Here is a 12890-nt window from a genome sequence, read left to right on the forward strand (position 1 = left end):
GTCCAGGCGGCACCACGGTGAACGGCAGACTCTTGCCGCTCTCGCCTTCCGGCAATTGCCGGACAGGGGTACGTCGGGGGTGCGTCAGGGGAACGTAGCGGAGCATTCTGGTCATTGCGCACGTGTGGCGGCGAATGCGGGCGGGTGCGTTACCGCCCCCGCTTCCGCACTACGCTGATCCGGAGTGCTGAGGCGCGCGAGGTGTCCGGACAGCACGCCTGGGGGAGGCCACGGTCATGCAACCGCTCGAAGCCGGCGAACCCACCACGATCGGGCCCTACCGGCTGCTCGGCCGGCTCGGCTCGGGCGGTATGGGCCGGGTCTATCTGGGGCGCAGCGCGGGCGGCCGCACCGTCGCGGTCAAGGTCGTGCACCCGCACTTCGCGCTCGACGAGGAGTTCCGGGCCCGCTTCCGCCGGGAGGTCGACGCGGCCCGCCGGGTCGGCGGCGACTGGACGGCGCCCGTCCTGGACGCGGATCCGGACGCGTCCGTTCCGTGGGTCGCCACGGGGTACGCGGCGGGTCCGTCGCTGACGGAGGCGGTGCGCGAGGGCGGGCCGCTGCCCGAGCACTCCGTACGCGTCCTGGGGGCGGGCCTCGCCGAGGCCCTGGCGCACGTGCACGGCCTGGGGCTCGTCCACCGCGACGTGAAGCCGTCGAACGTACTGCTCACGCTCGACGGGCCGCGCCTGATCGACTTCGGCATCGCGCGCGCCACCGACGGCACGGCGTCGCTCACCTCCACCGGCGTCTCCATCGGCTCCCCCGGCTACATGTCGCCCGAACAGATCCTCGGCAAGGGCGTCACGGGCGCGGCGGACGTCTTCTCGCTCGGCGCGGTCCTCGTGTACGGGGCGACGGGGGAGTCACCCTTCCCGGGCGACTCGTCGGCCGCGCTGCTCTACAAAGTCGTCCACGAGGAGCCCGAACTGGGCGCGCTCACCGGTGACCTGCGGGAGCTCGCCGCCGCCTGCCTGGCCAAGGAGGCGGCCGCGCGGCCCACCCCGGAGGAGCTCGCCCGCCGCCTGGCCCCGGCGGGCGCGGCGGCGCTGGTGGCGGCGGGCTGGCTGCCCGGCCCCGTCGTGGAACGCGTGAGCCGGAGCGCGGTGCGGCTGCTGGACCTGGACACGGGGGCGGGCGTGGAGGCGGGGGCGGGGGCGGCGGCCGGTGCGGCTTCGGTGAACGCTCCCTCCGGTCCCGTGCCGTTCAACGCCCCGTCTGTGGAAGGCTCGTTCGGGCCGCCCGACCCGTCGTACGACTCGGCCGCGGCCCCCGCGTGGCCCCCGCGGGCCGACCGGGTGCCGGAGCCCCGCACCGAGCCCTCGCCCGGCAAGTTCTCCGTCTCCGTCGCCGCGACCTCCGTGCCGGAGGGGCCTGACGGGCGCGGCCGCAAGGTGAGCTGTACGCTCGCGCTCGCCGTGGCCGGAGCCCTTGCCGCCGTCACGGTCGGCTCGGTGTTCGTCTTCGGGATGCTGCCGAAGGACGACGACATGTCGGGAGGCGAAGGACCGCAGCCACCGGCCGCGACCGGCGCGCCCAGCGCGCCCGGCGACTCCTCGGGCGCCGGGAAGGTCCCCGAGGCCTATCTAGGCACGTGGCGCGGCCGGGCGGACGCGAGCGGCGGCACGATTCCTCTCGGCACGTTCACGGTCACCCTGCGCCAGGCGAAGCCGGGCGAACGCCTCGGCACGGTCCTGCAGCGCGACCCGATCGGCAACACCTGCACGGACGTCCTGACCCTCAAGTCGGCCACACCCGAGCGGCTCGTGGCGACGGGCAAGGGGGCGGAGGGCAACGGCGGCCAGTGCTCGCAGACGTCCCACACGGTCTATCTGCGGCCCGACGGCAAGAAGCTCATGTACACGTCGGACGACCCGAAGGCGGGGGATCCGAAGGCGCGGCTGTCTCCGGTGGAGTGAGCCGGGCCTTGCGGCGTTCGACGTAGCGGTACGCGAGCCAGCCGCCCAGTGCCGCGCACAGCAGGGCGGCGGCGATGCCGGGCACCCACAGGTAGGGGTACTGCTCCTGGATCCAGCAGGACCGGCCGTGGTCGTAGCACTCCGGGCCGCGGCGGCGGCGCTTGGGCCGGGTCGCACTGAAGCAGAGCAGCAGGAGCAGGCACGACAGCGCCACGCCGGGCAGCGCGGCGACCGCCCAGCCCAGCGAACGGGCCGTCTCCTTCCGCCAGTTCGCCTGCTTCAGCGGGGCGACGATCCCGGCGACGGCGGGCGGCACGAGCAGCCCGATGGTGATCGCGAAACCGTAGCCCCCGCCGGGCCAGGCGGGGGCCAGCTCCCCCCAGAGCGTGGTGCCCCAGGCCATGTCGGCCAGGGCGAACAGCATGATCACGACGGTCACCGTGAGGAACATCAGCGAGCCGAAGAGCCAGTCGCCCCGCTCACGCTCCTCGGACCGCTTCCCCGACCGGGGCGAGGTCCGCGCCCCCGGCACATGCTCGTACCGCAGCGCGGCCCCCGCCGCCCGCCGCCGGGCCTTCTTCGCCGATCCGCCCACGGACGCCCCCTCCGCCTACGACGGAGTGGTCAGCGTGGCGAGTTCCCCGGTGCCGAGGTGCAGCATGCCCTTGCCGGGCGTCACCGGGCCGCCGACCACGCTGCGCGAGATCCTGAGCCCGATGAGTTCGCCGCTGGAGCTGTCCTGCGGCGACAGCAGAATGCCGCGGCGCCCCTTCTTCGCGTCGACCTGCCAGCCCGAGAAGCCGCTGCACACGTCCTCCTCGTCACCGGCGAGGACCAGCGCGAGGCCCAGGTCGGCGCCGCGCTGGATGATCCGCTTGAACTGGCTCGCGGCGTCCGCGTCCTCCAGGATCTCGGCGTCGTCGATCAGGACGACGACCGGCTCGTCCGGCGACGCGTCCGCCCCGTCGATGAGCTCCTCGAACTCGTCCTCGTCGATGTCGTCACCGGTGAACACCTTCAACACGCCCTCGGCGCCCTCCAGTTCACGCAGCGGCGACTGGCGCGGGGCGGCGACGACGAGACGTACACCCTGCGCGCGGAACGACCGCGCCATGTTCATCAGGACCGTCGAGCGCCCCGACTTCGCCGGGCCCGCGATGACGAACGCCGGCACGCCCTGCGCCAGGTCGGGGCCGTACCCCATGACCTCGTCGCCGCCGATGCCCACCAGCGCCCACAGCTTCGAGCGCGAGGCCTCCGGGTCGCGGAGCTCCCACGCCTCCTCGAAGGTGATGCGGCTCGGCAGCGTGTCGACGCGGAACGGGCGGCGGTGGCGCGGCACTTCGGCGTCGCGGGCCGCGGCCCGCTCGCCGATCGCGGCGATCGCGGCGGCCTGCCCCTGACCCGTCGAGTCCTCGGAGAGCAGCGCGAACTGCGTCTCCGTACCGCTCTCGTTGCGGAAGGCGCGGCCCGGCGCGATCTCCTCGGGGACCTTGCGGGCCGGGATGCCGAGCATCGAGAAGTCGGAGCGGTCGGCGAGGCGCAGGCCGTACTTGTCCTCGGTGAGCGAGGAGATGCGGCCCACCAGGATCTGCCGGTCGCCGGTCATCACCATGTGGATGCCGACGCTCGCGCCCTCCCGCATGATCGTGGTGATCTCGTCGGTGAGCGAGCCGTGGTCGATCTCGCCGAGCGTGGGCAGCCAGCCCTCCCACCGGTCGAGCAGCACGACCAGGTGCGGCAGGCGCTCGTCCTCGGTGGCGTCGGCCCGCTGCTCGCCGATGTCCGCGTACCCCTTGTCGGCCAACAGGTCCTGGCGGCGGGAGAGTTCGCCCTTGAGGCGGTTGATGAGGCGCACCACGCGCTCGGTCTGGTTGCGGCCGACGACGGCGCCGCAGTGCGGAAGCCGGGTCAGCGCGTTGAGCGCGCCGTTGCCGCAGTCGATGCCGTACAGGTGGACGTCGGCGCAGGAGTGCGTGCGCGCCAGGGAGCCCGCGATCGTACGGAGCACCTGCGAGCGGCCGGAGCGCGGGGCGCCGCCGATCATCAGGTGGCCGAAGCTCGCGAAGTCCACGACGACCGGGCGGCGCGCCTGGTCGGCGGGCAGGTCCTCGACGCCGTACGCGGCGGGCGTGAGCGCCCCGGGAGCCGTGCGCGGCGCGGGCGCGGGGATCTCGTCGAGCAGCACGGTCTCGCCGAGCGCGGGCAGCCACGGGCTGTGCTGGGCGGGGATGCCCATGACCCGGTTGGCCTCGATGATCTCGTCGACCAGGACCTTCAGGTCGGTGATCTCCTCCTCCTCGCGGGCCTGCGCCTTCGGCTTCACCAGCGAGGCGCGGCCGAGCGCCGACCAGTCCAGGGCGTCGACCCAGGGCGCGAGCAGCGTCGGGTCGGCGGCACCGGGCCTGCGGCCACCGACGCGGCCCGACTGGAAGGGCACGAGCGAGGCGTGCCCGAGCCGGACATAGGCGCGACCGGGGGTGTTCTTGCTGATGTGCCCGGCCTCGGGGGAGTCGATGACGTCGGTGGACTCGCCGCCGTCCGTCACGCGCAGCGCGATGCGGAGGTTGGTGTTGGCGCGGATCTCGGGGGAGACGACGCCGGAGGGCCGCTGGGTGGCGAGGAGCAGGTGGATGCCGAGCGAACGGCCTCGCTGGGCGATGTTGACGAGGCCCGTCACGAAGTCGGGCAGGTCGCGCACCATGGACGCGAACTCGTCGATGACGATGAGGAGTCGGGGCACGGGTGCGTGCGACGGATCGCGCCGCACGAGGTCCTGGTAGTCCTCGATGTCCTTGGCGTCGGCGTCAGCGAGGATGTGCTCGCGCCGCTTCAGCTCGGCGCCCAGCGATTCGAGGGCGCGCTCGACGAGGTGCGCGTCGAGGTCGGTGACCATGCCGACGGTGTGCGGCAGCTTCACACAGTCCTTGAACGCGGACCCGCCCTTGTAGTCGACAAGGACGAAGGTCATGTTCTCGGGCGTATTGGCCACGGCGAGGGCGGCCACGATGGTCTGCAGCAGCTCGGACTTACCGGAACCGGTCGTACCGGCGATGAGACCGTGCGGCCCGTCCTTGCGCATGTCGATGCCGAACGGACCGTCGTACGACTCACCGATGACGGCCATCGTCGACTGCCCGCCCGCCTGCCAGCGGGCGGTGATCGCACCGGACGTCGGCGGCTCCAGCTGCAGCACGTCGAGCAGCCGGCTCGACCCGGGCAGCGCGGAGTCCTCGGTCTCCCCGCTGATGTCGCGCAGCGGCGAGACGGACCGCGCGAGCCGCAGACACCAGGCGGGCGTCACGAAGTCCGGGCGCACGTCACGCAGCCGCTCGGCCCCGCTCATCTCCACGCGCAGCCTCAACTCCCGCGGGGCGTCGGCCTGCTGCGGGTCGGGCGCGGTGGTGTGCCAGGCCTGGAAGGAGGGGAAAGCACCGGGGGCCTGCTGGGGCGGGGCGGGCGCGTGCGCGGCACCCCGGGGCGCCGGAGGGGCCATGCCGCTCGCGTAGGCGTTCGGGTCCGGCTTCGGCTCGGCGACCACGAAGGCCTGGCACTCGCCCGGCAGGAACCGTTCTTCGGTGTCGAGGCAGAGCGCGTACATGTGCACGGCGGGGCCCTCGCGCAGCAGCCGCACCACACCCGGCAGGGACCGCAGCCGCCGCGACCCGTCCCACACCACGACGATGTCCGGATCGGAGAAGTTCGCGCCCTGTCCCTTGTTCTCCTCCATGGCCTTCACGCGCGCGTCGAGGATCTGGGTCAGCTCACCTATGCGGGCGCCGACGGTCTCGGCGTCCGTCCCGATGAGGACGTTGATGTCCTGGCCGCCCGAAGGACGGGCGTGCGGCAGCCACCGCACCCAGTCCCAGCTCTCCTTCGACGTGGCCTCGGTCAGCACGTAGAACTGCACGTCCATCGGGCTGTGCAGCGTCGCGGCCTGCGCGACCGCCCAGCGGCCGAGCGCGGTCGCGGAGTCGTCGGGCCCCGCGATGCCGATGACTCCGAGCCCCTTCAGCGGCAGGGCGACCGGCGCGTCCTCGATGTGCCAGGTCACCTGCCGCCGGTGGTCGTCCTTCTCCGGGTCGTCCAGCACGACCTCGGAGGGCAGCCGCCCGGTGCCGAAGCGCAGCAGGAGGTGATCGGCGTCGGTGCGCCGCCGCTCCCACAGCCGGGTCCGCGGCCCGGTGCTCAGGGCGAGCACGGTGGCCGGGTCGGGGACGGCGCTGCGCCGGTCGAGCCGCTCGGCGACCAGCGCGTCCTGCGCGTCCTTCTCGATCCGCGCCTTGGTCTCCTTGTACTCCTTGACCTGCTTCGCATGGGACTTGCGCCCGTGCTTCTTGTCCATGAAGTAGTTGCCGAACAGCATGATGGGACTCAGTCCCGCCATGATCAGGTAGTACCAGCGATCGAAGATCATCGCCGCGACGACGGCACCGACCAGCGGGAACAGCGCCATCAGCCACGGCAGCGGCCGCGCCTCGTACTCTCGGGGCGGGGTGGGCAGCCGGAAGGAGGTCTGGCGCTCGGGCGGGCGCAGCCGCGGGGGCCGGTTGTAGTCGAGCCCGGCACCGTCCTCGGACCACTTGAGGGCGGCGTTCGGAGGGGTGTACCTGACGAGTTCGAGGAGGGTGTTGCCGAGGGCGATCTGCGCGCCGAGCGGCCAGGCGACGGTGTCGGCCGGCCCTTTCGCCCGCGCCTTCACCCGGGCGTCCCGCCGCTCCTTCCACTCCTTGCGCGCCTGCTTCTCCCGCTTCTCCCGGGCCTTCCGCTCCTTCCGGGACTCCCCTTCGGGCGGCACGGCCACCCCGGCCGGCTCGGGCTCCTCCTTCTCCACACCGAAGGGCTCACCGTCGACGGTGACGCCCTCCTTCTCCTTCTCTCCCCCGTGGAGGGTGACGTGGCAGGTCCCGTCGGTTGCAACTGACAACGTGAGGGCGCGCGAAGCCATCTCGGGATCGTCGATCCGGATGTACGAGGCGGGCCCACTGCCGATGTCGTAACGCCCGATCCCGAGCCGGTGCACGGCGCCTGCGGCGGCCCCGCTCGCGACGCGCAGCTCGACGAGTCCGGAGGGCTCACCGGGCAGACACCCGGCGGGATCGTCGAGGCTCACGATGGCGCCCTCGCGCAGCGGCGAGGTGACGACGGTGGCGGTGGGATCGACGGCGTACCCGTCGACGTAGATCATCGGGGCGCCGCGGCCGGGCGCCTGCTGCCCCTGCCCGATCGGAATGATCTGCGCACCGCTGTGGCCGACCTGCCGGGCCAGTTCCACCGCGATGTCCTGCACGGTGGACTCGGGATCGGCGTCGAGAACCACGTCGGCGGAGCCCCCGCCGAACGGGTCGACGACGGTCAGAGTCAGGCGCACGATCGTCCTCCCCGGAGCTGAACAATGCGCCTGACGATATCCGCTCGCGCCCGGCGGTATCCGCTCCCCCCTTCCCACAGGCAACGGCCTGCACACACTCCCCGCACCTGCCCCATACCGGAACCAAGCCCACCACTTCGCACTCGCTCATAGCAGAGCTGTGACTCAACCGGGCTGCGTTCCCAGCAACCTCACCCGTAAGCTGCTGGCGCACGAGCGGAAGATCGCACCATCCGCAAAGAGGAGCCACGGGGGTTGGCCCTGCGGCGAGTTGATAGGAGAGAGCCTCATGGCCAAGGACCTTGATGTCACATATCAGGACATGCGTGACGCGGCGAAGCACGTCGTCAAGGAGAAGGACAAGCTCAACGAAAAGCTGGACGGCCTGAAGAAGTACATCAAGAACCTCGTCGAGACGGGCTTCGTCACGAAGAGCGCCTCGAAGGCGTTCGACGAGAACTTCGACGACTTCGTCGAGGGCGCGAAGAAGACCCTCGAGGGCCTGGACGGCATGGGCGACTACCTGACGAACGCCGCCGACAAGTACGAGCAGATCGATGACGAGCTGGGGCGGGCTGCGCGGAAGTAGCCGACCGGCGTCACGCCGACGGGGAGTGGGGTGTCGGAGGCCGGCTCCGACACCCTGCCCCGTGTCCTATCAGTCCCGTCAGCGGCGGCTGAAGGACGGCACCGCCGCTCAGTTGTCGTTCTGGGGCTGTTGAACCGTGTGCCGTCGAATGGCGTGCATATGGAGTTCACTGCGGAACTCCTCCGCCGTGAGCCGGATCCAGGACGCGTCACGAAACTGCAGCAGCAGCAACTGGGACCGGAACTCACCGTGGAACGGGTCGACGAGCTCGGCGGCGCCGGCAGGCAGGCGGGCGACGATCTCCATGTGCTTCTCCCGCCCCACCGAGACGCGGCGCGGCGGAGCAGCCAGGACGATCTCGTCCTCGGTCGCGACGACGAAACGCTGATGGTGAGAGGAATGGCTGTACCAGCGCAGCAGGAACTGCCCTGCTTCTCCGCTCCAGTTGCCGTCGAAAACGCGGTCGAGCCCCTGCTTGTCGACGAGTATCTTGAGCCGCGCCTCGTCCTCACGCGCCCGCCGATTCTCGTCTCCGTTGTTCTCGAACAAGAACTCACGGAGACGGTCCAGCAGGGACAGCAGCGTGACGAACGGCAGGAGAGGTACGGCCAGCGCCGTGCCGAGCATGCCCAACGGCGGCATGGCCGCGGGACGCAGCCGCGGCTCACCGGCTGCCCGAAGCGCGTCGGCCGGGGGCTCGGGGATCTTGTCGATCGTGCACCATCCCGCGGCTTCGGCCCGGATGCCGAGGCGTTGGGTGATCATGCGCTGGTCGCCCCTGGATGTCACGTCAGGACTCTCCTCGTCGGCACGGAACAGACTTGCTGCAATCGAGAGGGTATCGGGTGCCGGGTGGCGCCCGGGAGGAAGAAATCGGCTGGCGCGACCGCCGTTGTCAGGCGCTCGGCCGGCCTCAGCCGGAAGGGGGGTGGTCCTCATGGGGGACCACACAAAAGCGGATCTCGCCGCCATAAAGAAGTGCTCGCGGGACCTGGGCAAGATCCACAGCGAGTTCGAGCGGAACGGCAATCCCGCTGACGAGTATGGGCATGCGGTAGGCCATGGTGGCCTGAAAGATGCCTTCTCGGAATTCGGGGACACCTGGAAGAAGACGCGGAAGAAACTCATGAAGGAACTCGAGAAGCTGGCCGAGTTCACTTCCACGGCCGCCAAGACGTACGACAAGATCGATCATGAGTTGGCCGAGGCGATACGGGGCGCCAAGGCGCAGAGCAAGGGGAAGAAATGAGCAGGACGGACAGTGACTGGCCGCCGCTGTGGCATGACGACCCGACTCCGGGCGATCCGGAGGAAGTAGCCGAACTCGGCCGCAAGCTCCGCAAGATGGCCGACATGATCGACGAGCAGTCCCGGGTCATCAAGGCCCTCTCCTCGGTGGAGGGCTGGGACAGTGAAGCCGGCAGGGGCTTCCACGAGATGGCGGGCGGCACCGCGGACAAGCTCAAGAAGGCGTACGAGCGGTACGACGAGGCTGCCAAGGCCGTCGGGGAGGAAGTCCGCGAGGGAAGCTCGGACGAGTTCGCCAGCGAGATGCGCAGAGCGCAGAAGAAGGCGGACAAGGCGCTGAGGGACTACCGCGAGGCCAAGGCGGACCACGACATCGCCGAACGCGAGGTCAAGAAGTTCACCGACAAGTACCCCATGAACAACATTCCCGCGAAGGACAAAGAAGAGTACGAGCGCTGGGTCGAGAAGGAAGCCGATTCCCTCCGCCGCATCGGCGGCGCGCGGAAGCTGGTGAGCGATGCGCGCGAGATCTACGACGACGCGGGAGACAAGGCCGCCAAGCACATCAAGAACGTCGTGCACCATGACGACGTGCGGGATCCCGGCGGGTTCATGAACTTCCTCGCGGACTGGGCGGACGCACTGTCGAACATTTCGGCCGTACTCTCCGTTCTGGCTGTGATCTGTGCGTTTGTTCCACCGCTGCAGTTCCTTGTGCCGATTTTCGCGACGCTCGCCGTGGTGGCCAGCGCCGCCGCGCTTGCCGGTCACGCGTACGACATGGTCGCGCGCGGCGGAAAGCTCGACTTCATGAAACTGGGCACCGACCTGCTGGGAGTGCTGCCCGGCCTCGGCGCCCTGAAGGGCTTCAAGCTGGTGAAGGGCCTCAAGGGTCTTTCCAAGCTCAAGGCTGTCCGCTTCAGCGGCCTGCGCGCTCTTGACGGTGTCGGGCACAACTTCCTGAACGGTGTCGCGGTCAAGACTGCCAACAAGATTCTGGGGCGCAAGGCCCGAAATGAACTCCTCGACGGAAAGAAGATCACGGCGGCCATCAAGGGAGCGGGCCTCGCCAGTGCTCTGAACAAAATGATGCACGGCGAGAACGGCGAGCGGACCGGATACCAGGAACCGCCCAAGAAGCCGGCCGTCACCCCCACGCCGTCCCCCTCGCCCCGGCCCTCGCCGAAGCCGTTCAACGCGGCTCTCGCGGCCTGACGGCAGAAGGAGCGACCATGGCGCACGGTGAGCGGGAGGCGCTCGGCGACCGGGAGTTCATCGGGCGCCGAGGCGGTGACGTGGTGACTTTGGTGGGCGGGGAAGTGATCGCCGCCGTTCCCGAGGCGAGGCGCGCCGCCGACCAGGCCCGTCAGGACCTTCGCTTCGACTTCCTGGACGACCGGGCGGTGCTCGTGCTGTTGCGCCGTCGGCACCAGGACGAGGTGGCCATGTTCCGGGCGGGCTTCGCGCACGGCATGCCCCTCGCCCTCGTGGGCTTCGGAGCCGTGACGTACTGGGGCGGCGTGGCCCAGTACTGGGAAACCTCCACCTCCCGCACGGCCTATCTGGCGATCGCGGGAGTCGTCGTGGCGACACAGCTCTTCTTCTTCGTACGAAGCGCCGCCTCGCACTGGGGCGATCCGGCCCGCCAGAACCTGCGTGCCCGAGCACACGCATACCGGAAGATCGCGCACTTGGCCCGCCGGGGAGGGGCCGAGGTGCCGGCGTACTACCCGCATTACGGCCCGTACCCCTTCGCGGCGAAATTCCGCCCCGAGGCGGACGAGAACGGGCAGTCCGAGAATGAAGGTTCAGATGGCCACTGACATTGCCGAAGAGGCGCACCTCAGCCTCACGGGGGACGAGGGCATAGAGGCCCGCTGGGTCATGCCCGAAGGGTTCCTTGAACTGCCTTTCGAGGCCGAGGACACCGACGAACTCGCGGACCAGCTTCTGGAGTTCGCGGCGACCTCGCTGCCCGGCGCCGACGAGGAAGTACAGATTCAGTGGGCCGTCATGTGTGCGCTGAACTACGACGAATTCATCGAGGCGGGCATTCAGTACGCCGGCTTCGTCACGACCGAGGTCGAAGGGGTCCGCTGCACCGCGACGGTCAACGTCAGCATGACCGACCTGGACGAAAGGGCCGGACGCCATCCCGCCGGCTTCATCGCCACCACGATGCGGCACCTGGACATCGGAGAGGTGAGCGAGGTGTCGCTGCCCTGCGGCCCGGCGGTGACGTGCGTCGGCAGCCGCTCGGCCACGGTCGACGGCAACCTCACCCAGTCCGGGGAGCCCGAAGCCATCCAGACCTCCTTCATACAGGTCCAGATCCCGGTGAACAACGGAACCGCTCTGGTCCTGGAGATGGGCACCCCGACCGCCGAAGGGTGGGACACCTTCTCCGCCATGTTCGCCGGCATAGTGAAGAGCGTCCGCTTCTTCGACGACCAGGGATCTCCCTTGGTGATGCCGGGGTGACGAACGCACCGGAGACCGACGCCGTGCCGCGAGCGGCCGCCCCGAGCGACTACCGGCTCCTGGTTCCCCGTGAGTGGTTCCGCGTCGACCTCACGCAGGACCGCTGGCGCCGCACGCTCAAGACGTTCGTGGACCGGCAGGCGGAGGGCCGCCATGTCTCCCCGGACCTCACCCGGAAGGTGTGGGCCTCGCTCCGCAACACCGCGGAGGCCGGTCGGGCGCGGGGGGCCATGGAGTTCTACCTGCTGACGACTTCACGGGACGGTGGCATGCCCGCCTCGCTCCTGGTGTCGCTGATGCCCCTGGGAGCGAAACCAGCGGACCCGGACCAGTACGCGGCGTGGCTCGAACTGAGAGAACCCGACGACGGGAGCCCCCGCCGCCGGATATCGGTGGTGAACCTCCCCGCGGGTCCCGCTGTACGTGTCCTCGGACCCACGACCCTCGACCTCCACGCCCAACTGCCGGGCGCGGTCGGCTACGTGTCGCTTTCCTTCGCGGCACCGCTCATCGGGATGGCAGGCCCGATGGAGCGGCTGTGCGACGCGATCGCGGGCTCACTGTCGTGGGTGGAGTAAAGGACTATCCGTTCAGGAGGGGGCCCGACGGTCGAGCCGGGCGTGGGGGAATCAGGCCCTTGTGTCGGGCGTCGAGATTGACGAACAGGCTCCTGGCGAATGCGTCGAACTCGTCGATGTTCGAGGTGATCCAGCCGATGTCCTCGCCGACGGTCCGTACGATCACGTCGATGCCGAGGGATTCGATGCGCCACGCGTAATTCACCGAGACGCACATGGACTCGGCCTTGGCGGCGACGAAGTAACGGATCGAGCGCTTGCCGCGGCCCAGACGCTCGGTGTCGAAGTCGATGACCTCGGGGTCCTGTACGGCCCCGGGCTCCTTCTTCTGGACGAGCTCGTCCAGCGTCGCGTCGACGTCGCCCTCGCTCGGGCCCGCGTGTACGAGGAAGGTGAGGAACTCCCGGCGCGGGTCGGGGACGTAGAGGAAGACCTGATGCACCGGGACCGTCCGGGGGAGCTGCTCCGCCACCGAGTCCAGCTCGAACGCCAGCATCTTGATCTGCTTCTTGTCGGCCGTTTCGTCGTCGACGAGCCCCCAGAGCAGTTCCGAGGTGCGGCGGGCCCACTTCTTGCGCTCCCGGGCGGCGCCACGTCCTTCGCCGAGGATGGGCATCGCGGGCCAGACGGTGGCGTCGCTGTCCGTGTCGAGGGAGAAGGCGACGTTCACTCGGTCCTCCAGCGGAACGTCGGTCATGCTTGGC

General features: G+C 70.1%; 11 protein-coding genes. 7 read left to right on the forward strand and 4 right to left on the reverse strand.

What is annotated here, in order from left to right:
* Window positions 1–236 precede the first annotated feature (236 nt).
* A complete protein-coding gene (locus ACZ56E_RS06325; RefSeq protein ID WP_471211751.1) occupies window positions 237–1919 on the forward strand; it encodes a serine/threonine-protein kinase in 1683 nt (560 codons plus the stop codon).
* On the opposite strand, the gene ACZ56E_RS06330 is transcribed toward ACZ56E_RS06325, so the two are convergent.
* Window positions 1855–2514 (reverse strand): hypothetical protein, encoded by a 660-nt coding sequence (locus ACZ56E_RS06330; protein WP_471211754.1) that lies wholly within the window; start codon window positions 2512–2514, stop codon window positions 1855–1857. The genes ACZ56E_RS06325 and ACZ56E_RS06330 overlap by 65 nt on opposite strands.
* A 15-nt stretch (window positions 2515–2529) precedes the next feature.
* Window positions 2530–7290, reverse strand: a complete 4761-nt coding sequence (locus tag ACZ56E_RS06335; RefSeq protein ID WP_471211756.1) for an FtsK/SpoIIIE domain-containing protein — start codon at window positions 7288–7290, stop codon at window positions 2530–2532.
* A gap of 289 nt (window positions 7291–7579) precedes the next feature.
* On the opposite strand from ACZ56E_RS06335, the gene ACZ56E_RS06340 reads away from it, so the two are divergent.
* The gene (locus ACZ56E_RS06340) at window positions 7580–7879 is read left to right on the forward strand and encodes a WXG100 family type VII secretion target (protein WP_127910200.1); all 300 of its coding nucleotides are present in this window, start codon (window positions 7580–7582) and stop codon (window positions 7877–7879) included.
* A gap of 108 nt (window positions 7880–7987) precedes the next feature.
* Here the strand turns inward: ACZ56E_RS06340 and ACZ56E_RS06345 are convergent, their stop codons facing one another.
* Window positions 7988–8668: a hypothetical protein gene (locus ACZ56E_RS06345; RefSeq protein ID WP_471211758.1), complete on the reverse strand. Its 681-nt coding sequence runs from the start codon at window positions 8666–8668 to the stop codon at window positions 7988–7990.
* Between the two features lie 148 nt (window positions 8669–8816).
* On the opposite strand from ACZ56E_RS06345, the gene ACZ56E_RS06350 reads away from it, so the two are divergent.
* Genes ACZ56E_RS06350 through ACZ56E_RS06370 form a run of 5 tightly spaced genes read left to right on the forward strand, consistent with a single transcriptional unit; the run spans window position 8817 to window position 12186 of the window.
* A complete protein-coding gene (locus ACZ56E_RS06350; RefSeq protein WP_468557187.1) occupies window positions 8817–9128 on the forward strand; it encodes a type VII secretion target in 312 nt (103 codons plus the stop codon).
* Window positions 9125–10342, forward strand: a complete 1218-nt coding sequence (locus ACZ56E_RS06355) for a putative T7SS-secreted protein (RefSeq protein WP_471211760.1) — start codon at window positions 9125–9127, stop codon at window positions 10340–10342. The genes ACZ56E_RS06350 and ACZ56E_RS06355 overlap by 4 nt, the downstream gene beginning before the upstream one ends.
* Before the next feature lie 17 nt (window positions 10343–10359).
* On the forward strand, window positions 10360–10950 hold the full coding sequence (locus ACZ56E_RS06360; RefSeq protein ID WP_471211762.1) for a hypothetical protein: 591 nt from the start codon (window positions 10360–10362) through the stop codon (window positions 10948–10950).
* The gene (locus tag ACZ56E_RS06365) at window positions 10940–11608 is read left to right on the forward strand and encodes a hypothetical protein (RefSeq protein WP_471211763.1); all 669 of its coding nucleotides are present in this window, start codon (window positions 10940–10942) and stop codon (window positions 11606–11608) included. Before ACZ56E_RS06360 ends, ACZ56E_RS06365 begins: the two co-directional genes overlap by 11 nt.
* Window positions 11605–12186: a hypothetical protein gene (locus tag ACZ56E_RS06370; protein ID WP_471211765.1), complete on the forward strand. Its 582-nt coding sequence runs from the start codon at window positions 11605–11607 to the stop codon at window positions 12184–12186. The genes ACZ56E_RS06365 and ACZ56E_RS06370 overlap by 4 nt, the downstream gene beginning before the upstream one ends.
* A gap of 4 nt (window positions 12187–12190) precedes the next feature.
* Here ACZ56E_RS06370 and ACZ56E_RS06375 read toward each other — a convergent pair whose 3' ends face one another.
* Entirely contained in the window at window positions 12191–12883 is a 693-nt protein-coding gene (locus ACZ56E_RS06375) for a hypothetical protein (protein ID WP_471211767.1), read from the reverse strand.
* Window positions 12884–12890 lie beyond the last annotated feature (7 nt).

The sequence above is a fragment of the Streptomyces sp. NPDC039480 genome (assembly GCF_055597165.1).